The organism is Salinithrix halophila, assembly GCF_042650125.1.
In the GTDB taxonomy this organism is placed as follows: domain Bacteria; phylum Bacillota; class Bacilli; order Thermoactinomycetales; family DSM-45169; genus Salinithrix; species Salinithrix halophila.
Window position 1 is genome coordinate 371,490 of sequence record NZ_JBHSAP010000009.1, and the last position, 20,613, is coordinate 392,102.

Annotated in this window: 19 protein-coding genes, 1 riboswitch and 1 other annotated feature; of the genes, 4 read left to right on the plus strand and 15 right to left on the minus strand. The window is 52.8% G+C overall.

Annotated features, from left to right (window positions below):
• Nucleotides 1-550 precede the first annotated feature (550 nt).
• Nucleotides 551-1,369 (plus strand): YitT family protein, encoded by an 819-nt coding sequence (locus tag ACFOUO_RS08095; RefSeq protein WP_380704794.1) that lies wholly within the window; start codon nt 551-553, stop codon nt 1,367-1,369.
• Between the two features lie 74 nt (nt 1,370-1,443).
• On the opposite strand, the gene ACFOUO_RS08100 is transcribed toward ACFOUO_RS08095, so the two are convergent.
• The 4 genes from ACFOUO_RS08100 to ACFOUO_RS08115 all read right to left on the minus strand — a co-directional run bounded on the left by ACFOUO_RS08100 (nt 1,444) and on the right by ACFOUO_RS08115 (nt 4,985).
• Nucleotides 1,444-1,704 carry a hypothetical protein gene (locus ACFOUO_RS08100; protein WP_380704026.1) on the minus strand — a complete coding sequence of 87 codons (261 nt, stop codon included), beginning with the start codon at nt 1,702-1,704 and terminating at the stop codon, nt 1,444-1,446.
• A 230-nt stretch (nt 1,705-1,934) separates the two neighbouring features.
• Nucleotides 1,935-2,492 carry a dCTP deaminase gene (dcd, locus tag ACFOUO_RS08105; protein ID WP_380704028.1) on the minus strand — a complete coding sequence of 186 codons (558 nt, stop codon included), beginning with the start codon at nt 2,490-2,492 and terminating at the stop codon, nt 1,935-1,937.
• Between the two features lie 129 nt (nt 2,493-2,621).
• Nucleotides 2,622-3,803: an aminotransferase class I/II-fold pyridoxal phosphate-dependent enzyme gene (locus ACFOUO_RS08110; protein ID WP_380704030.1), complete on the minus strand. Its 1,182-nt coding sequence runs from the start codon at nt 3,801-3,803 to the stop codon at nt 2,622-2,624.
• Between the two features lie 6 nt (nt 3,804-3,809).
• Nucleotides 3,810-4,985 (minus strand): aminotransferase class I/II-fold pyridoxal phosphate-dependent enzyme, encoded by a 1,176-nt coding sequence (locus ACFOUO_RS08115; protein ID WP_380704032.1) that lies wholly within the window; start codon nt 4,983-4,985, stop codon nt 3,810-3,812.
• Between the two features lie 116 nt (nt 4,986-5,101).
• Nucleotides 5,102-5,210: riboswitch (SAM riboswitch) on the minus strand.
• Between the two features lie 543 nt (nt 5,211-5,753).
• Between ACFOUO_RS08115 and ACFOUO_RS08120 the strand changes: the two genes are divergently transcribed.
• On the plus strand, nt 5,754-6,947 hold the full coding sequence (locus tag ACFOUO_RS08120) for an ornithine--oxo-acid transaminase (protein WP_380704034.1): 1,194 nt from the start codon (nt 5,754-5,756) through the stop codon (nt 6,945-6,947).
• 355 nt (nt 6,948-7,302) lie between these two features.
• Here ACFOUO_RS08120 and ACFOUO_RS08125 read toward each other — a convergent pair whose 3' ends face one another.
• Complete coding sequence (locus ACFOUO_RS08125; protein ID WP_380704036.1) at nt 7,303-8,082, minus strand: MBL fold metallo-hydrolase; 780 nt, start codon at nt 8,080-8,082, stop codon at nt 7,303-7,305.
• Between the two features lie 164 nt (nt 8,083-8,246).
• On the opposite strand from ACFOUO_RS08125, the gene ACFOUO_RS08130 reads away from it, so the two are divergent.
• Nucleotides 8,247-9,047 carry a DUF2935 domain-containing protein gene (locus ACFOUO_RS08130; RefSeq protein WP_380704038.1) on the plus strand — a complete coding sequence of 267 codons (801 nt, stop codon included), beginning with the start codon at nt 8,247-8,249 and terminating at the stop codon, nt 9,045-9,047.
• A gap of 118 nt (nt 9,048-9,165) precedes the next feature.
• On the opposite strand, the gene gntK is transcribed toward ACFOUO_RS08130, so the two are convergent.
• Together gntK and ACFOUO_RS08140 are read right to left on the minus strand one after the other, a co-directional pair.
• Nucleotides 9,166-10,719 (minus strand): gluconokinase, encoded by a 1,554-nt coding sequence (gene gntK, locus ACFOUO_RS08135; RefSeq protein WP_380704040.1) that lies wholly within the window; start codon nt 10,717-10,719, stop codon nt 9,166-9,168.
• A 301-nt stretch (nt 10,720-11,020) separates the two neighbouring features.
• Nucleotides 11,021-11,668, minus strand: coding sequence for a helix-hairpin-helix domain-containing protein (locus ACFOUO_RS08140; protein ID WP_380704042.1), 648 nt, complete (start codon nt 11,666-11,668; stop codon nt 11,021-11,023).
• A 146-nt stretch (nt 11,669-11,814) separates the two neighbouring features.
• Here ACFOUO_RS08140 and comER point away from each other — a divergent pair, with 146 nt between their 5' ends.
• Nucleotides 11,815-12,648, plus strand: a complete 834-nt coding sequence (gene comER, locus ACFOUO_RS08145; RefSeq protein ID WP_380704046.1) for a late competence protein ComER — start codon at nt 11,815-11,817, stop codon at nt 12,646-12,648.
• A gap of 541 nt (nt 12,649-13,189) precedes the next feature.
• Here comER and leuS read toward each other — a convergent pair.
• The 8 genes from leuS to ACFOUO_RS08185 form a co-directional block, all read right to left on the minus strand.
• Nucleotides 13,190-15,649 carry a leucine--tRNA ligase gene (gene leuS, locus ACFOUO_RS08150; RefSeq protein ID WP_380704049.1) on the minus strand — a complete coding sequence of 820 codons (2,460 nt, stop codon included), beginning with the start codon at nt 15,647-15,649 and terminating at the stop codon, nt 13,190-13,192.
• Between the two features lie 76 nt (nt 15,650-15,725).
• Nucleotides 15,726-15,972: a binding site (T-box leader), on the minus strand.
• A gap of 100 nt (nt 15,973-16,072) precedes the next feature.
• Nucleotides 16,073-16,414, minus strand: coding sequence for a ribosome silencing factor (gene rsfS, locus ACFOUO_RS08155; protein WP_380704051.1), 342 nt, complete (start codon nt 16,412-16,414; stop codon nt 16,073-16,075).
• Nucleotides 16,411-17,001 carry a bis(5'-nucleosyl)-tetraphosphatase (symmetrical) YqeK gene (yqeK, locus tag ACFOUO_RS08160; RefSeq protein ID WP_380704053.1) on the minus strand — a complete coding sequence of 197 codons (591 nt, stop codon included), beginning with the start codon at nt 16,999-17,001 and terminating at the stop codon, nt 16,411-16,413. Before yqeK ends, rsfS begins: the two co-directional genes overlap by 4 nt.
• Nucleotides 16,988-17,578 carry a nicotinate-nucleotide adenylyltransferase gene (nadD, locus tag ACFOUO_RS08165; protein WP_380704055.1) on the minus strand — a complete coding sequence of 197 codons (591 nt, stop codon included), beginning with the start codon at nt 17,576-17,578 and terminating at the stop codon, nt 16,988-16,990. The genes yqeK and nadD overlap by 14 nt, the downstream gene beginning before the upstream one ends.
• 32 nt (nt 17,579-17,610) lie before the next feature.
• Nucleotides 17,611-18,459, minus strand: coding sequence for a shikimate dehydrogenase (locus ACFOUO_RS08170; RefSeq protein WP_380704057.1), 849 nt, complete (start codon nt 18,457-18,459; stop codon nt 17,611-17,613).
• A 37-nt stretch (nt 18,460-18,496) separates the two neighbouring features.
• Entirely contained in the window at nt 18,497-19,600 is a 1,104-nt protein-coding gene (gene yqeH / locus ACFOUO_RS08175; protein WP_380704059.1) for a ribosome biogenesis GTPase YqeH, read from the minus strand.
• Nucleotides 19,597-20,118, minus strand: a complete 522-nt coding sequence (locus ACFOUO_RS08180) for a YqeG family HAD IIIA-type phosphatase (protein WP_380704061.1) — start codon at nt 20,116-20,118, stop codon at nt 19,597-19,599. Before ACFOUO_RS08180 ends, yqeH begins: the two co-directional genes overlap by 4 nt.
• A 230-nt stretch (nt 20,119-20,348) precedes the next feature.
• Nucleotides 20,349-20,555, minus strand: coding sequence for a hypothetical protein (locus ACFOUO_RS08185; protein WP_380704063.1), 207 nt, complete (start codon nt 20,553-20,555; stop codon nt 20,349-20,351).
• Nucleotides 20,556-20,613 lie beyond the last annotated feature (58 nt).

Sequence of the window (20,613 nt, forward strand, 5' to 3'; positions counted from 1 at the left end):
ACGCGTGCTGTGAAATCGTTAAAGGCATTGTTTTTCCTCTTTCGCCATGGTAGGATGAGACCTGTTTTGGGTAAACCTATAGAAATCCTTCTTTTTCGGCTCAAAAGGAGCCGTATTGAGACTCCACACGGCTGAAGCCATGGGATTCTTGGGTAGTTAGCGCCCTCAGTCCATTTCTGTTTCGGACAACTCCCAAGTTCAGGGCTGTCTCATCAGCCCATCCCATGCAGTTAGAGTGTACCCACATGGGCGGAACGCCTGTTACCAGCGTTCTAGTTCCTGATCGCTCACTCTTATGGTTTTACCCAGCGGGAGAGATTCGTTCGCCGCTGGAACCCCATACCATAACGTTTTCAAGGAACCACCCACTACCAGTGGGATGAACACCGCTCATATGTTCGATTATATTAGGGATTGGTTGCTCTTTCCACCCCCTTTTTTGGGGGTGGAAAGAAAACGCCGTCTTTCATCCACGATTGAAACCGTGGGCTTTCAAACGGCAACTTACTGTAAAAGAATCATCCTGTAAAAAGAGGAGGAATCGCTTGTGGTGGGTCGTCTGTTTCGTTTCTTTGTTATTTTTGTTTCATCCGTCCTGATCGGATTCGCCTTTAACATGTTCCTTCTTTCCCACAAAGTACTGAGCGGGGGGGTCTCCGGTATCGCGATGATCCTGGGCCTCGTCACATCGATCAATTCGGGAACGCTCATTTTCTTATTAAACATCCCAATTTTCATTCTCGGCTGGATGAAACTGGGCAAGCGGTTCGTAACCATAAGTTTGTTCTCGGTGGCGGTCACTTCGATCTCCATGGGCATCATCCCGGTGGAAAAGATCTCCGAAGACCCGATCCTCTCTTCCATCTTCGGCGGGGTTATTGTCGGCTTCGCTACAGGACTCATCTTCCGGAGCGGATCTTCCACCGGGGGCTTCGACATCGTCGGCATGGTGCTCACCCGCAAAAAAGACCTTCCTCTGGGCAGCCTCATTTTCTCCATGAATGCGATTGTCGTCTTTATCTCTGGTTTTGTTTTCAACTGGGACCTCGCTTTGTACACGATGGCTTCCATCTTCGTAACCGGCAAGACAATTGATGCCATCCACACCCGTCATATCAAACTCACGCTGATGATTATTACCCCCAAAGGGGATGAGGTAAAAGACCAGCTCCTCTCCAATCTTGTTCGGGGAATCACTATTCTTGACGGAGAAGGGGCCTACACCAAGGAGAAACGCCGAGTGCTGTTTACCGTCATCTCCCGCTATGAACTGGCCCATGTCAAACGGATGATCGCCGAAGTCGACCCACAGGCTTTTGTCAATATTACCCAAACCGTTGATGTTATGGGTTACTTCCGCCGTACATAAGCCAGAACAAAAAAAGCGAACACCCCGGGACCCTGTAATAGGAGGACATCAAGGTGTTCGCTTTTGGTTGGATCTCAAATCACTTGGGATTCCTTCTCCGCCGCCTTGTGCCAAGTTGGCAGGGATACCATAGCCAATTCATCCCCGTAAACAATACCCATCTTGTCTGTAACATAGACCCGCCGTCTGCGATAGGTATAACTTTCTTTGATTCGCAGTCGGGTCACCTTGCCGAAGCCGTGAAGCAGTTGCAGCTCGTCCCCCGCTTCCATTGCGTTGAGGGTGGGGCCCGCTTCGACGCCGCCCATCACGAATTTCCCTTTGTGTGTCGCCATGGAAACCGCCTCCCATTTGATTATTTCGAATATTTTACATTGTTACAATACGTTAACATTTTGATTACACCCTTTTGTCGTTCATTCTAATCTCTCTATACCCCTTCCACAACCAATTAATTTGACTAATGTTTGAACTATTGTGTGTTAACAAAATGTTCACATCTACCCTCGGCAGAAAAAAAGCCGACCGTTTCAAGAAACGGTCGGCTTTTTCCTTTGGCCTATTGTTAGATCCGGGGGAGTGTGATTCCCCGTTGATTCTGGTATTTCCCCTGTTTGTCCCGATAAGAGACTTCGCAAACTTCATCACTCTCAAAAAAGACCACCTGGCACAATCCTTCATTGGCGTAAATTTTGGCCGGAAGAGGTGTCGTATTGGAAATCTCCAACGTGACATGTCCTTCCCAGCCTGGCTCAAAAGGAGTTACATTGGTAATGATGCCACATCGAGCATAAGTGGATTTGCCAACACACATGGCTAATACATTATCCGGAATTCGGAAGTACTCCACCGAAGTGGCCAAAGCGAAGGAGTTCGGCGGTACAATGGCTACTTCCCCTTCAAAATCAAGAAAAGAATTTTCGTCGATCGCCTTGGGATCAATCACCGGCATTAAAGCATTGTGGAAGATCTTGAAGTGAGTTCCTACCCGAAGGTCATACCCATAGCTGGAAAGGCCGAAGCTGACGGCTTCTCCCTTGCCCACGTTTCGGTCGACAAAGGGTTCGATCATGCCGTGTTCCAGGGCCATTTTCCGTATCCATTTATCCGATTTGATCGTCATAAACGCGCTTCCCCTTTTACTCTCTGGTTTCCCATTCATTTTACAACAACCCGTCCCCACAAAAAACCGCCTCACCTGAATCGGTGATTGGCGGTTGCTGGGAAACCTCCCATAACAGGGCTCCCGGATTCAAATAATCGAAGCCCTCCACTCAACCCCTACAGAGTATAGGCGACGTCCCTCAATGGACTGTTCCAGATCATGGAGGATATCCTCTGCGTCTTCAAGGCCGACGGAGAGACGCAAGAGGCCGTCGGCAACCCCCCTGGCCTCCCGTTCCTCTTTCGGCATGGCGGCATGGGACATCCGGGCGGGATAGGAAAGGATGCTTTCCACCGAACCAAGGCTGACAGCAACGATCGGAATTCTCACTTGAGAGAGTACTTCCCGGACTTTTTTCCCGCTACCCAGATCAAAAGAAAGGACGGCTCCATGGGCACTCGCTTGGGAGGACTGAAGCGCATGGCCGGGATGTTCAGGTAATCCGGTATAAAAGACCCGTTCCACACCGGGGATCTGTTTCAACCCTTTAGCGATTTTGGCTGCGGAAGCGGTGGAGGCATCCATCCGTGCCTTCAGGGTCTTCAGCCCCCGCATCGTCAGCCAGGAATCCTGAACACCCAAGATGGAGCCAAGAGCATTCTGCAAACCGCTAATTCGTTCCGCCGTCTCCTTTTCTCTTGCCACTACCAGCCCGGAGACCACGTCGCTATGACCGCCGATAAATTTGGTGGCGGAGTGGACCACAATATCCGCACCCAACTCCAGCGGACGCTGGTAACAGGGAGTCATAAACGTGTTATCCACGATGGTCAACAGCCCATGATCCCGGGCGATTGCCGCCGCGCCCCTAAGATCGGTCACCTTGAGGGTAGGGTTCGAGGGTGTTTCAATATAGAGGGCTTTTGTATTGGGGCGGATCGCCGCTTCCACCTGTGCTAGATCGGTGGTATCCACGAAAGATGATTCAATGCCCATCCGGGGCAACACCTGGGTCAACACCCGAAACGTACCGCCATACAAATCGTTGGAAACTACGAGGTGATCACCAGAAGAGAAAAGGAAAAAGACACTGGAAATCGCGGCCATCCCGGAAGAAAAGGCTGAACCTCCAGCCCCCCCCTCCAGTTCAGCGATGGTCTGTTCCAAGGCCCGCCGAGTCGGGTTCCCCGAGCGGGCATAATCAAACTCACCGGGAGAATCGATGTCCGCCTGATGAAAGGTGGATGCCTGATAGAGCGGTATGCTGGCAGCGCCGGTTATCGGATCGATTTCATTCCCATTGTGCAAAAGGCGCGTTCCAAATTTCATCGCGTGTCACACCCTTTCCTCTTTGGAGTAGAGAGACGTCTGTATACTTGCTTGCTTCAGCGCCCCGGACAGGTCGTCAATCAAGTCACCCAGATTTTCGATCCCAACAGAGAGGCGGAGCAGTTTGTCGCAAACCCCTACCCGGTGCCGGATCGCTTCTGGAATGTCCGCATGGGTCTGAGTGGAAGGGTACGTAATCAAGCTTTCCACGCCCCCCAGGCTTTCGGCGAAGGAGATTAGCTTCAAGGATGCCAAGAGTTCCGGAACCAAAGAGGAGTCCTTCAACCGGAAGGAAAGCATCCCGCCGTACCCCCTCGCTTGAGCTTCTTGTACCTTGCGATCCAGAGGGTCGCGTGTCGGATAGAAAACATCTTCTACCGCCGGATGTTCCCGCAGAAACTGGGTGAGGGCAAGAGCATTTTCCTGATGCTTCTCCATCCGCAGAGCCAGGGTTTTCATTCCCCGCATCAACAGCCAAGCATCCTGGGGCCCCAATACCGCCCCGATAGAGTTGTGAAGGGCGAATACTTTTTCCGACAGTTCTGTGCCCCGGCTGACAATCAGCCCTGCCAAGACATCATTGTGGCCTCCTAAGTATTTGGTCGCGGAGTGAACGACCAAGTCCGCTCCCAGCTCCAGCGGTTGCTGAAAATAGGGTGTCATAAAGGTATTATCCACAATGGAGAGCCATCCCTGGGCCGTGGCCAGTTCGCAGACGGCCTGGATATCGGTTACTCGCATCAGAGGGTTGGTGGGGGACTCAATGAAAATCCCACGGGTTTCAGGACAAGCCGCCTTCCGGATCGCTTCTAAATCCCGCAGATCGACGTAGCTGAAGGAGAGCCCGTAACGGGTCAGCACTTCCTCGAACAGCCGGTATGTCCCTCCGTAAAGATCCAAAGAAACAATCAGATGATCTCCCCGGGAAAAAAGTCCCATCAACGTCTGGATCGCGGCCATCCCGGAGCTACAGGCAAACCCTCTGTCTCCTCCCTCCAGATCGGCGATCGCTTCCTCTAGAACCACTCGCGTCGGGTTGGCCGTCCGGGTATAATCAAAACCCGTCGACTGTCCCAATGCCGGATGTTCATAAGCTGTGGAGTAATAGACCGGACAGCTGATCGCTCCCGTGGTACGACATCGGCTTTTTCCGATTTGCGCTAGTTTTGTCTCTTGATGCATATCCAACCCTCCATACCATATCCGCTCCCGTCTTCAGTTCCCGAAAATTCGTGCTCCTTCAGCAATAAAAAACCTCTTCCCTTTATCAAGAGAAGAGGTTGGATCGCAAGTCCCTCCTCTTATCTCTCAGAAACCAGCAGGTCTCTGCAAGAATTGGCACCTTCCGGTCTCAACCGGGGTTGCCGGGCTTCATCGGGCTCGTCCCTCCGCCGCTCTTGATAAGAGTGTTACAAGAATTCTTGATTTAATTTCCGTCTGAAACTTGTGTTTTATTATACCGGGGTCTTTCGGGGGCGTCAACCCTTCCCACACAAAAAGGAACAAGAGCCAAAAAAGGCGATTAAAACCTTGAAATCACGAAACTCAAGAAGATCAGCTTGTTGACAAGTGCTTCCACCACATCGCAAAAAATAAACCGGTTTCCGGCAGAGAGTCTGTTGGCACCAGCCACTCAGCAAGTATCCAACCAGCATCACGCTACTGGTTGGAGTCGGAAGGGACGGAGCGGACTAACCCCATATTGCGGGAGGGACATCTGGCACGAAGTCGGAAATCCGGCTCCGCGCCCCTGCATCGGTGTGTCAGCCGCCGCGAAGATCACTTTCTCTGGTGTTTTCAGAATTCATATTTATGTATGCGAATACATTTTGATCCGTTTTACCCAGAAGCCTATGAACCAGGGGCAGGCGGTGTTATATTTGAGGAGAGAATACCGCTATCAATCATATTTCTGCCATGATCGAGCAAACCCCCGAAGGAGTGGAGCCGATGTCTAAGAATCAAACCCTCATCAATCTGACCGACCAACATGGTGCCCGCAACTATCATCCCCTTCCTATCGTCATCGCCAAAGCGGAGGGGGTCTGGGTAGAAGACGCGGACGGCAATCGCTATATGGATATGCTTAGCGCTTATTCGGCATTGAACCACGGTCATTGCCATCCCAAATTGATCCGGGCACTGAAGGACCAGGCAGAAAAGGTCACCTTGACTTCCCGTGCCTTCCACAACGATCAACTGGGTCTATTTTACGAACGTGTCGCTGCCCTCACAGGCAAAGATCTCGTCCTTCCGATGAACACCGGAGCCGAAGCGGTGGAAACAGCAATCAAGGCAGTACGCCGCTGGGCCTACGATGTAAAAAAGGTACCTGCCGACCAGGCTGAAATCATCGTCTGCGAGGAAAATTTCCACGGTCGTACGATGGCCGCCGTTTCCCTCTCCTCCAGTGAAGAATATAAGCGCGGGTTCGGCCCGATGCTGCCCGGAATCAAGGTGATTCCCTATGGAGACGCCGAAGCGCTGAAACAGGCGATCACTCCCCACACGGCTGCTTTCCTCGTCGAACCGATCCAAGGAGAGGCAGGCGTCATTGTACCGCCCGAAGGCTTCCTGAAAGAAGCCGCCGCCATCTGCCAGGAGAACCGTGTTCTCTTTGTTGCGGACGAGATACAGACAGGGTTTGGTCGTACGGGCCAACTTTTCGCCTGTGACTGGGAAGGCGTGAAGCCCGACATGTATATTATGGGGAAAGCCCTTGGTGGAGGGGTCTTGCCCATCTCGGCCGTAGCTGCCAATGAAGAGGTTCTCGGCGTTTTCGAACCCGGCTCCCACGGCTCCACCTTCGGCGGCAACCCCCTTGCCTGCGCTGTTTCCATCGCCGCCTTGGAAGTGCTGGAAGAAGAAAACCTCGTCACCCGTTCTCGGGATTTGGGCCGGATCTTCATGGATGAACTACAGAAGATCCAAAATCCTGCCATCAAGGAGATCCGCGGCAAAGGACTGTTCATCGGGATGGAACTCGACGAACCTGCCCGTCCCTACTGCGAAGCGTTAGCCGATTCAGGCCTCCTATGTAAAGAGACACACGAAAATACCATCCGCTTCGCTCCTCCCCTCATCATCACCGAGGAGGAACTGAACTGGGCTCTCGAACGGGTTTGCTCCGTTCTCCAGAAATAACAACCAAAAAACAAACCGGCTCCCTTTCAGGGGTGCCGGTTTGTTTTTTATTTCCTTCAAAGGGCATTGGCAATCGCAACGATTAAGGCAATAGCTCCGATCACCATCAGGATGGTACGTACCACGCCAATCGCTCCTCTCGATCAGAGATTTCGGATGACGAATAATACCACAACGACAATTCCGATAATGATCAAGATGTTTCTCAGCAAGTGGTTTTCACTCCCTTTGAGATCGGTAAATTTCTAACTCCAATGGCTCCGTCCTTGTGTATAAAATAACCGACTCCGTCTCCTATCAAACATCCCATTGCTATGCCCGTGCCATCTACCACACTCTTGTACAGGCAGGATTCCTATCGTTTAGCCTCGTTTCCCACATACCGGCCTTGATCGGGAACAGCCAGCTGATCAAAGTTGACGGCTAGCCTCCCCAATTGACGAAGCAATTCCCCGCCATGCATGGGAATACCATGGCCGGTGGCCACAGCCAAGGGTTTCAATCCATAAAGCTTTTTCACAGATCGACCAGCCTCTTCCCAATCACTCGTGAAATAGGCAGGCGGGCCATGGACTTCCCGACGTTGTGTCACGACGGCCCAAGCGGATTCCTGTTTGACGGTGGTAAAGGCGTCACCCGCAATGAGCACCCGATCTTCATCCCGAAACAGGGCAATGTGTCCCTCTGTATGCCCGGGTGTATGAACCCATCGCCAGCCAAGAAGGGTAGGTAGACTGCCATCCGGGGGGAGCGATTGTACCCGCCTTCCAAGATCAATTCCCCGATAGGGATACAGCGGCGCCATCCGAGCCATCAACCCGCCCCCGACTGAGGAGTCCGGGGGAAGATAGTCGGATTGTCCGGTCAAATAAGGCAACTCCCTTTCGTGGGCATAAACAGGAACATCCCAATAGCGCATGAGGGTTTCTAGAGCACCGACATGATCAAAATGTCCATGGGTCAGAATAATCGCTTGCGGTCGGCAGCCCTTCCCAAATCGCTCCTCTGCTGTACGGATGATCTCGGCTGCGGTTCGGGATAACCCTGCGTCCACCAGGGTCCATGTTCCGCCGGACTCCCCAATCATACAGACGTTGGCGATGAAGAGGCGCTTGCAGAGGACATCCGAGGCCACGGAATATCCTCCCCCCTTTCCCATAACCACGATCATCTCACCTACCATGAAAAAAGATGCTTTCATGATGTCCAGCACGAGAAAATCTTATGTATTGAATCCAGCATGAGATTTTCGCTTTCTTCATACCTTGGTTGAGAAGCAGGTTGAAGGGAGGCGCTCGCTTGGACAGCCAGTACAGACAGACAGCCGTTTTCGAACTCCGATTCTGGCTACAGATCTTGGGAGATCATGCCCGATTTATCCGGGATTCACTCTCCCCCGAAGAAAAGAAGGAAGTGGAAAGAGCCCGTCATTTCATCACGATCTTTGATACCTTGTTAACCCACATTCACCCCCAGACGGATCTCCGCACCCTGTCCCGTCAAGTGAATCAGCAGGCACGGGAAATCCGTCAGTTCAAACTCCATCTGCTCCAGCGCCATTTGACAGGTAAAATCCTGTTGGGTCTTTCTCCTACGTTTATCAACCATATGGTGAGCGAAGTCGATGAAGCCATCCGGATTTTCGATTATCTAACAGAGGGACAGATCCCTCCCATCCAACACCCGATTCATCACCATCTCTTGTGGCTTCTGGATGCAGCCGGACATGCCGGAGCCATCGACGCTGAATTGGATCTGGTAGAAAAACGGATGAAGCAGAAAAGCCGCTCCTTCACGCGACACTTCGAAGATTTTTATCTCAAGGCCGTTGAATTGGCGGGTTACCTCAGAACGTCCCTCCCAGACTTCCCGGCACTTCAGCGTTTTAATCAGCAAACGAAATTGGAAATCCTCCTCTTCCGTACGTTTTTGGCGGAGTTGGAGGAACTGAGGATGGATAAGGAAACCCTAGGCACCCTCACCCCTCTGATGGCCGACCACATGGCGAGGGAAGAATGCTACTACCTGATGAAGCTGGCGGAATCCACCCGCTTACAACCGCCCGAATGTGATCCGGGCAAACCTCGGGTACAAGGTTAAACCATCACGCAGGTTATACAAAGGAGTGTGATACCCAGGATTGTCACTTCGATTAAGCCGGTAGCACTCATGACATCCTCTCCTTTAAAGCGCTTTCAAAAAACCGGACAAAGAGAGATCAGTCCCTCTTCTCCGTTGGAGCATGGCGGCGTTGAAAGGCAGCGATTGCTTGATACTCTTCTTCATATTTCCGAGACACTCGAATAAAGATCGGCATTAACTCTTCATACAGCCGGCTACACTTCGGATCTGGTCGAATGAAATGAGTGGTACCTATCCACTCTTTGACAAGGTGGAACGAATCAGCCATTCCTGTTGCCTTCATGCCGAGAACGACAGCTCCTAGGCAAGAACTCTCCACCTGTTCTGGAACCCTCACTTCCATGCCAAACATATCGGCCAACATCTGCCGCCATAACGCAGAGCGGGCAAAGCCCCCTGTAGCGTGAATTCGCTTCGGCTCTCCCGTGTGTTCACAGAGCGCTAGAAACACTTGATACAGGTTGAAAAGCACGCCCTCCATGGCTGCTCGAAGCAGGTGTTCCTTTGTATGATGCATTCCCAGTCCAAAAAACGACCCACGAGCATCGGCGTTCCACAAAGGGGCTCGCTCCCCCATCAAGTAGGGATGGAACAATAAACCGTCACTGCCTGCTGGAATCCGACCCGCCATCTCCATCAGGCGTTCATAGGGATCCTTCCCTTCAGCCTTGGCTTGCGCTGCCTCCTCCTTCATCCATTCATCCCGAATCCAACGAAGAACCACCCCACCATTGTTGACAGGCCCTCCGAGAACCCAGTGATCTGGGGTGAGAACATAACAGAAGGTGCGCCCTTTCGGATCCGTCGACGGTTGATCCGTCACGGTGCGGATCGCTCCACTGGTACCGATGGTGAGCGCAACCACTCCAGGGTCGATCGCCGCCACCCCCAGATTGGATAGGACACCATCACTCGCTCCAATCACAAAAGGCGTTGTAGGCAGAATTCCCAGCTGTTGAGCCCACTTGGGATGGCAACCCGTCAACACATGGGTGGTAGGCACCAGTTTCGACAGCTGTTCCCTTTCCACGCCTGCGAGAGCGAGCGCTTCCTCGTCCCAATCCAGTTGGTAAAGATGAAACAGCCCGGTAGCCGAAGCGATCGAATGATCCACCACATACTGACCGAACAAGCGATGGAACACATACTCCTTCAACGAGATAAACCGGTAAGCGCGCGCCCATATATCCGGCATGGACCGTTTCATCCAGACCAACTTACTCAACGGAGACATTGCATGGATGGGAGTACCCGTACGCTGGTAGAGAGTGTGGCCATCCCCCGCTTCCTGAATCCAACGGGCCGCTTCCGCACTTCGGTTGTCCGCCCAGGTGATGCTACGTGTCAGGGGATACCCCGCCCGATCCACCGCCAATAAACTGTGCATCGCCGCACTGAAAGCAACAAATTGAACGGATTCGGGATGAACCTTGTTCTCTTTCAATACTCCCCCGACAGCATCCACTACCGCCTGGAAGATTTGATCCGGATCCTGTTCCGCGACCGCCGTTGTCGGTGTATACAGGGGGTACTCCACATGCTTTCGTCCCAAAACCACCCCGGATGGATCGAATAATAACGCCTTCGTGCTCGTGGTGCCCACATCCACACCCACCATCACTCGGCTCATTTACTCACCTCACTCCCTCAAGTTATAGTAAGGGTAAAATAGAATAACTTCCTATACAAAGGGATGAGATACCCCTTTTTCGGAGACACAAAACAATTCGGGCTGAGTAGTAAAAAAGCGGTTCGTATCAGGGCTAAACGTTTTTCAAATCATCCAACACAAAATTTCACGATGAACGATAACCTTCCGATGTCGTTTTCCTTCTTGAGCCGTTTTGACATCCACCAGCGGTAAATATCGTCTGGTTCCTCTTACCTAAAATCCTAACTACCGATAATAAAGGACTATCGGAAGTTAGCGGTCATTGCACGGTCACTTGGTCCCGGAGTTGTTCCAAGGTCTTCTCCCCGATGCCAGGTACTTCCGTCAGCTGGTCGACAGAGGAGAAAGGGCCGTTTTCCTCCCGGTAGCGGATGATCGCTTCCGCTTTGGATGGGCCGATTCCATTCAGTTGCTCCATATCTGCCGCTTCGGCCGTATTAAGGTTAATCGCGCCCCCAGCCTGGCTGGCGGAGGCCTGACCTGGCGATGAAGAAACCGAACCCGGCGGAGGAGGCCCGGCTTTTTCCCCTTTGGCGGGGATCACAAGAGCCATCCCGTCGGACAGCGGTTGGGCCAAATTGACTTGTCCCATGTCCGCCTTGGCATGGGGTCCACCTGCACGTTCAACGGCATCCTGCACCCGAGATCCCGGTTCAAGCTGGTAGACTCCCGGTTTTTTCACCGCTCCCTTCACATCAACGACCACTTCAGCCGGTTCCTTTTTCTTTTTACTCTCCTTCTCTTGCGCGGGTTTTACCGGCTTGGCTTCGTATGCCGACCAATCGGCGTCCGCCTCCGGTTCTTCTCCCTGCCAGACAGCAAACACCACCCCTGCCAAAACCAGGACCAGTACCCCCGCGATGGCAGCCAGTCTTTTCTCCCTCGGAGTCCAACCCTCTTCCCACATACGCTTCCCTCCCTGCTGTTTCCTTTTCCATCTCCTCACATCCGGCCCACAGGGCAAATCAAGTCCACGACCATCATAATCCCCCTTTCCGGCCCATAACTATAACCATACAGCGGTTCATGAATCGGTTTGAAGGAGGAAACGTTATGACGGTCGGTTTTATCGGCACTGGCAGCATGGGCAGGACCCTGATCGAAGCCTTTATCCAGGCTGGAAAATTGAAGCCTGCGGATATCCTCGCAGCCAACCGGACGAAGGCCAAAGCAGCACTGCTCGCCAAAAACCATCCTGGACTCCGCGTTGCCCACAGCAACCGACAACTCGCCGAAGAGTCCCCTTGTATTTTTTTGTGCATCAAACCGAAAGAATACCGAGCCGTCTTGGAGGAAATCAAAGATGTGGTCCGGCCCAACCAGATCGTGGTCTCCATCACCAGTCCCGTTATGATCCGAGACCTGGAAGAATGGGTACCGGCCAAAGTAGCCAAGATTATCCCCAGCATCACCCAGGCCGTCCTCTCCGGCAACTCCTTGTTTGTTCCCGGTTCCCGGTTGACAGAGGAAGACCAGGAGATGCTATGGGATCTTTTCTCCACCGTCAGCCGCCCCCTCGTCATCGAAGAGCGACACACTCGCATCGCCTCGGACTTGGCGAGTTGTTCCCCGGCCTTCCTGGCCAACCTCCTGGAAAAACTGGCCGACGCTGCCGTGGAGGAAACAAAGATTCCGCCAGAGGCAGCCCGTTCTCTGGTCACCCAGATGGCCCACGGGTTAGGACGGTTACTGACGGAAGGCGGATTTACTCTGGAAAGCCTCCAAGACCGGGTAGCTGTTCCCGGAGGTATCACCCGAGAAGGGTTAAATCTCCTCGATCAGGACGTGGGACCCGTGTTCAACCGGCTTATCCGCCTCACCCATGCTAAATATGACGAAGATGTTCAGCAAGTACAGCACTCCCTTTGTACAGGAAAAAAAGTCTGATTGGTTCCTCCGACCTTTGATAGGAATCCCTACAAATGATGGATGAATTTAGTATATCATGAAAGCGTCCATTCCAGAGGATATCGCAGCCGGGGTGGACGCTTTTTTCTATAAAAAAACGCCTGCTGGGAAGCAGGCGTTTGGGTATTCCAAGTTTATAATTTTTTGCGAGCGGGAAAACCCTTAGATTTATCTATGGGGATGAAAGCGAGCGTCGTTCGGTATCCCCCTGTGGGGATACTTAGAACGACAAATTTGGAAAATTCATTTGCAAACATACGTTCCATGGTTTAAATTAAAAGTAGTTGCTCTTTGAAAAGTGGATAGCATATGGGGTTGTGCAAGCCAATCGTCTTGCATGTAAAATGCTATGCGTACCTCAATGGTTGGAATGTCATGCGAAAACCAAGCAATCATTTCAGCCTGAGACATGGCAACGAAACGCTTTTTTAACCGTGGGGCCCACGGGGTTCGCTTGGTCAATTTCTCTGGGTTACTGGAGATTACCCAAGAATCCCCTGCGTTTACGCATGGGGAGTGGTCAATTGGCTACGATGTTCACCAATTTCCCCGGAACAACAATCACTTTGCGAAGGGTTTTCCCTTCGATCAGACCCTGCACTTTTTCCTCGTTCATCACCATCGATTCGATCGCAGCCTTATCCGCTTGAGCCGGAACCACGGCCTTGTGACGAACTTTTCCATTCACCTGGACAGCGATCTCTACCTCATCCAGAACCAGGGCCTTCTCTTCATAGGAAGGCCAGGGCTCCTCGTGCACACTGGACGTAAACCCGAGATCCTGCCACAACTCCTCCGTAATGTGGGGGACAAATGGAGCCAGCATCTGTACGGTCTTCTCTACGGCCTCAGCCAATATGCCCCGGTCTGCCTCTTCCGGGTAGGCATAGATCCCGTTCACCAGTTCCATGATCGCGCTGACGGCTGTGTTGAACTGATAACGCTCCCCCGAGTCTTCAGTTACTTTCTTCACGGTGTAGTGAAGCAATCGGTTTAGCTCTTTGGCTGCACCGTCTTCGATCCGAGGGGCGGGTTTGGCTTTCACAGTGTCTACGTGTTGCTGTACCATCCGCCAGACCCGGTTGAGAAACCGGAAGCTCCCCTCGACGCCGGATTCGCTCCAATCCAGCTCCCCGTCCGCCGGAGCGGCAAATAGGATGAACATGCGAGCCGTGTCGGCACCAAAACGCTCGATAATCTCCATCGGCGAAACGACGTTCCCCTTGGACTTGGACATTTTGGCCCCGTCCTTCAATACCATTCCCAAAGTAAAGAGCCTTTTGAAAGGTTCATCGGTCTCCAGCATTCCTGCGTCGTGCAACACCTTGGTCACAAAGCGGGAATACAGTAGGTGGAGAACCGCGTGTTCGACCCCACCAATATAGTCGTCAACCGGCATCCACCGGTTCGCTTTTTCCGGGTCGAAGGGCTTCTCCGTGTTATGGGGATCGATATAGCGCAGATAGTACCAGGAGGAATCGATGAAGGTATCCATCGTATCCGTTTCCCGGCGCGCTTCCCCGCCGCAGGAAGGACAGGTGGTGTGAACGAAGCTCTCGGAAGTTGCCAAGGGATTGGACCGTCCGTCGAAGGTGACGTCCTCCGGCAGCACGACCGGCAACTCTTCTTTCGGAACCGGCACGATACCACAGGAATCGCAGTACACCATCGGGATCGGGCACCCCCAGTAACGCTGGCGGGAAATTAGCCAATCCCGGAGTCGGTAGGAGACGGTCTTGCCACCTTTGTCCTCTTGACCCAGATGTTCCGTGATCGCGGTAATCGCTTCCCGGTTAGCCAACCCGTCGAACTTCCCGGAATTCACCAGCACCCCATCATCCGTGTAAGCCTCTTCCAAAGACGTGTAGGTACTCTCCCCCTCGGGGGCGATGACTGGGCGAATGGGAAGATTGTATTTCTTCGCAAACGCAAAATCCCGTTCATCGTGAGCGGGTACCCCCATGACGGCACCGGTTCCATAATCCATCAGGACATAGTTGGCCACCCAGATCGGGACTTCTTCCCCAGTCAATGGATGCCTGGCAACAGCACCGGTCTCATAGCCGATCTTTTCCACATCGGATCCCGTCCGGGTAAGTTCCGTCTCCTTACGCATCGCGTCCATAAAATCGCGGATCTTTCCTTCATTGGGCTTCCCTTTGATCAACCGGGGAACCAAGGGATGTTCCGGGGCCAGCACCATGTAACTCACCCCATATAAGGTATCCGGTCGGGTTGTAAAGACAGAGACTTCCTCATCGGACAACTCGGGAATCGAAAACGAGATATGGGTTCCTTCGCTCTTTCCGATCCAGTTCCGCTGCATCGCTCGAACCTTTTCCGGCCATTGGGGCAAGGTGTCCAACCCCTCCAAGAGACGGTCAGCGTAGTCGGTGATCTTCAGATACCACTGTTCCAGATCCTTTTTTACCACTTCGGTATCACAGCGCCAGCAACGGCCGTCCTCTACCTGTTCGTTGGCCAATACCGTGGCACATTCGGGACACCAGTTAACCGCCCCTTTTTTTCGGTACGCCAACCCCCGCTCATAAAACAGCAGGAACAGCCACTGAGTAAACCGATAATATTCAGGGGTGCAGGTACCCACATAGCGATCCCAATCATACGAAATCCCCAGGCGGGCCTGCTCCTCCCGGATTTTCCCCATGTTGGCAAGAGTCCATTCCCGGGGATTGACCCCCCGCTGGATCGCCGCATTTTCCGCCGGCAGGCCGAAGGCGTCAGCCCCCATCGGGTGAAGAACCTGATATCCATTCATCCGTTTGAAACGGGCCAGAACATCCCCCATCGAATAATTTCGGACGTGACCCATGTGCAGCCCTTCCCCAGAGGGATAAGGAAACATCTCCAGGGCATAGAAGGTGGGTTTATCCGGGTCTTCACCGGTTTTATAGGCATCCCTGTCTTTCCAGATCTGCTGCCACTTGGGCTCAATCTCCCTTGGCATGTATTTTTTCATCTGACATCCTCCAGTTCCGGTTTGCTCAAACATTCCCCTTGAGAAATATGAAAACCTCCCGCCCCCAGCTTGTATCGCTAGGGACGAGAGGTTGGTTCACAATGTCCAAAACTCCCGCGGTACCACCCTGATTGGCATCCACTACAAATGCCCGCTCTTGGAATCCGTTATCGGGGATCAGGCGTCAAAGAGTACTGTCCCAAGAGGGGTTCCTCTTTAAAGCGGAGGGGCGAGTTCCCCCGGTACCCCGGTCGACTTTCACCGAACCGTCGACTCTCTGGGAACGGGCTTACCGGGGTACTGCTCCCCACCATTGCCGTTTTGTGGTGAATTTGTTTTTAAAAGAATTTAGTTTACATTATATGAAACAGCTTGGACGTGTGTCAACGCTTATAAACATTTTTTTGTTGGTTGAAATCATTTTTATTGCGCCGTGACTTGAGCCGCATCGCCCCACAACCGTTCCAGATCATAGAAATCCCGCTCGTCCTTGTGGAAGACATGGACGACCACGTCACCGAGATCGACCAGCACCCAGCGGGCTTCGCGGAGTCCTTCCACGCCCCTGAGGGTCACCTTCGCCTTTCCCATCTTCTCCTTGATCGCTTCCACGATCGCCTGCACTTGGGTTTGTGAATTCCCGTGACAGACCACGAAGTAGTCGGCGATGACAGACAATCCCCGGATATCGAGGATAGCCACACGCTGGGCTTTTTTCTCTTCGGCGGCTGCGGCCGCTAACTGTGCGATTTCCACTAGGTTCAAAGAGATTCCTCCTTCGGTTTGGGTTGGTGAACAAGATCCACCATGAAATTACGGGCAAACAGGGTCAGTGGATACACCTTCATTCCCTTGCAGACAAGAAACTGTATCGTGTTGTCCAAGGATTTCAGCAGCGCTTGGTCCAAATCCTCCCTGGCCAACTCTCTCACTTCCTCCACCCCAGGAAAACGGCGACCCGGTTCCATATAATCCGCTACAAAAACTACTTTGTCTAATAAAGTCATATGCGGCCGACCGGAGGTGTGATAACGGATAGCGTCTAAAACTTCGTTATCCTGGATACCCAATTCCTCCCGAACGATCTCCGCTCCCACCGGCGCATGCCATAATTCTCGGTTATAGGAAAGGAGATCCTTGGGCAATCCCCGAGTAACGATGATTTCCCTCATCTTTGCTTCCGGCCAAAACTTACAGTAGTCATGGAGGAGGGCAGCCAGATCCGCTTTTTCCTTATTCGCCCCGAAACGCTCCGCCAATTCCAAAGCCGTTTCCATCACCCGTTGGGTGTGTTCCCAACGGGAGCGGGTCAATTGCTGTTTGACGTCCTGGATCCTCTCATCTCGGTTCATACAGGTGATTCTCCTCCATATACAGCCGAGCCGGTTCAGGAACGAGATAACGGACAGAGCCGCCCGCACGTCGATGATCGCGAATAAGTGTAGAGGACACCTCTACCTGCACCTTTTCCTTGACCAGGGTAAGGCACCGTCGAATTTTCAAGGGAATTTGCCTTTCCTCCAAAAGATATCCCGGCCGCAGAAGGCCGATCACCCCTACCTGTGCGAGGAGATCTCCGATCCGGTGCCAATGCGGTAAATCCAAAACCATGTCCGCCCCCATTATGAGGGAAAATTCCCGTTCCGGATGAAGACGGGTCAAGCTTTCAATGGTATCAACCGTGTAGGATGGACCTTCTCGGTCCATTTCCGCCCGGGAGACACGAAAGTGGGGATGGCTCTGCACCGCCCGTTGTACCATAGCAAAACGGTGCTCTACACTGGTTCTGTCACCCTTTTTGTGGGGAGGATTCTTGGCCGGAACAAACCAAACTTCATCCAGCCCCACCGCCTCACGAGCTTGTTCAGCCATAATAAGGTGGCCGATGTGTACCGGATCGAAGGTGCCTCCGAAAATCCCTGTCTTCATGACCCCTCTCCTGTTCCGGTGTCGCTGTGTTTCTATTTTTCCAAGGCTTTACTCAAGGTTTTGTACATGCGTTCTACTGGAGCCTTTTCGCCGGTCCAACGCTCATATGCGAGGGCCGCCTGGTGAACCAGCATTCCTAGCCCGCTGTGAATACGAGCTCCACGGATTTTCGCCTCCCGAAGAAGCCGTGTCTGCCGCGGATGATAAATCAAGTCGCTGACGACCAGATCCCGATGAAGCAGAGCGGGGTCGATCGGGCAATCCTCCTCGCGGGGAACCATCCCGACAGATGTGGTCTGTACGAGCAATGTCGCCGTGGAAAGGGGTTCCTGTAAACGATCCATCGTCGTCCAATCTGCCTCTGTCAATCGGTTGAGGTGGGATGCCAGCTTTTGTCCCTTCGCCTCCGTTCGATTGACGACGGTAATCCGGGAAGCCCCAGCTGCCGCCAAGGCATGGCCCACTGCTCTCGCAGCCCCACCTGCACCCAGGAGAACAACCCGCGCCCCCCGGGGGTCCAGTTGAATATCCTGCCGCAAGGATTGGATATATCCTTCCCCATCGGTATTGGTTCCAATCATGATTCCATCCCGGTTGATCACCATGTTAACCGCCCCGATCTCCCTCGCACTTTCCTCCAGTTCATCCAGGAGATCCATGATGGCCACCTTATGGGGGATGGTCACATTCCACCCTTTAAACCCGAGGGCTTTTAATCCTCCTACGGCGTCACGGAGATTTTCCGGCGCTACATCGAAGGCTAAGTAGGCAAAGGGGAGTTTCTGTTCTTGAAAGGCATCATTCATAATTTCCGGCGACTTGGAATGGCCGACAGGATGGCCGATGAGGCCTATCTTCTCTGTCCGGCTGGTAATGGTCATCCTATTCCCCCCGTCCCCGTTTCTCTGTTGAAAGATCTCAGATGATTGCTGGCCGCAGTTCGACACGGACTCCTTTGGGAGCCCAGATATCGACTCTTGCTTTTTCGTTTCCCCCGGTGATCCACCCTAAACCCGACACGACAATATCTTGCTTTTCGTCGCCTTTTAAATGGAAGGTATGTCGGGTCAACTCCGGCAAGCTGGAGGGGTCCTTCGGCGGGGCAAGAAGCTGGCCACGGTGATTAACCCACAATTCCTCCGCTTTTTCCGATTTTGTTCGGTGAATGTAGAGGGAATTAGCGACATGGCAAACGAAAGCCTGCCGTGCCCCTTCCACAAAATCGAAACGGGCTAACCCCCCGAAAAAGAGGGTCTGGCCCTCATTCAACTGGTAACCTTTCGGTTTGATTTCCCCATCGGGAGTGATCGCTTTCAATTCCTTCGGCTCGATCCATTCGCTCATTCGATCTTTACGGATGACGCCGGGCATGTCGACGATCCGTTTACCACCGTCCAACGGAATACTGATCGCCTCCAAGGTGGTACCCGGATACGGCGAAGTCGTCACGGCCTCTTCCCCGCCGCCGAACTCCTTTAAGAGCCGATTGATCAGCGTAGACTTTCCAGCATTAGCTGTTCCAATGACAAACACATCCTCGCCCCTGCGGTGTTTCTCGATCGCCTGAGCCACCTGTTCCAAGTTCGTCCCTTTAGCTGCGCTGGTCAATACCACGTCAACGGGCTTCACACCCAGATCTTTGGCTGTGCGGTAGACCCATTCCTTTAAACGTTGGGACTTGACGGAACGGGGGAAAAGATCCATTTTATTACCCAGGATCAGCAAGGGGTTATTCCCCGTGTGACGATGGATTCCTGGAATCCAGCTTCCCGAGATATCAAAGAGGTCAACCACCTGAACAACCAGGGCTTTTGTCTCTGCAATCTGGTTAAGCAAGGAGAGTGTCGCCTCCGGATCTTGCTCCACGGGGGACACTTCATTGTAATGTCGGATCCGGTAACAACGTCGGCAGATGATCTGCTCCCGTTCCAATGCCGCCAAAGGCACATAGCCCGGTGCTTTCGGATCCTCGGTCTGTAGCGTCACACCACAGCCTTCACACCATTCTCTTCCTTCGGTCACTTCTGGTCCTCCCATCCCAACAATCCCTTTTGACGCATCCATCGGAATACCAGGCGCTCGGCAAGCCGATTCATCTTGGTAAAAAAGCCTTCGGCCTCAGAAACAGGCACCACCAGGATAGTGTGAAGGCCGAGGGTATTCCCTCCTAGAACATCGGTAAATAGCTGGTCGCCGATGACTACCACCTGATCCGACCGGATTTTCATCTTACGCATCGCCTTTTTGAAGGCGGGGGAAAGGGGTTTGCGGGCTCGGTGAATATAAGGGACACGTAGCGGCATCGCAAATTTAGAAACCCGTGTTCGCTTATTGTTGGAAACGATCATGACTTTGAAACCCATCCCCTGCAACTGATCCAGCCAGCTGACCAGTTTCGGAGTGGCGTCAGGCCGGGTAGATTCCACAAGGGTATTGTCTAGATCTACAATCGCCCCCTTCACCCCGCGCCGCTGCAATTCGTTAAAATCGATTTCATAAACCGATTGGACAAACTCGTCGGGAACGATTCGTTTTAACACAACTCCACCCCATCGCCGCATACTGTTCGGGACTTACTATACCATATGACAGAACCGCGTTGCAAAAAACGGCAACCCCCGAATCAGGCGAAACGACAGGCTTAACGCCCCTTTCCTCAAAGCCAAATAGGGTTGCCCGCCCTTCCAATAATCTCCCCCGGACGCTCTATTCTTCGAACCAAAAAACCGTCGGCTTTTTCACCGAAGGTTTTGGTGGAGCGCGGATATCGTCACTTAAAATAACTATCCATAGCCATGCAATCGTAGCAATACAATTTATCAAGGTCCAGCCCCATCAGTTCCATTCTCCCCAGGGGCTCCATCCGTTGCGCTACCGCCTGCTCCAGTTCTTCAAGGTTGGTCTTTGTCTCAATGACGCGTTCGCATGTGTCACAGGAGGCCATGTATTCCCCTGTATTTTCATCATGTTGAATCAATCGGATCACCTCGTCGGTTTATTATGGCGGAAGAAGGTGACCGGTTATACCCTTGTCG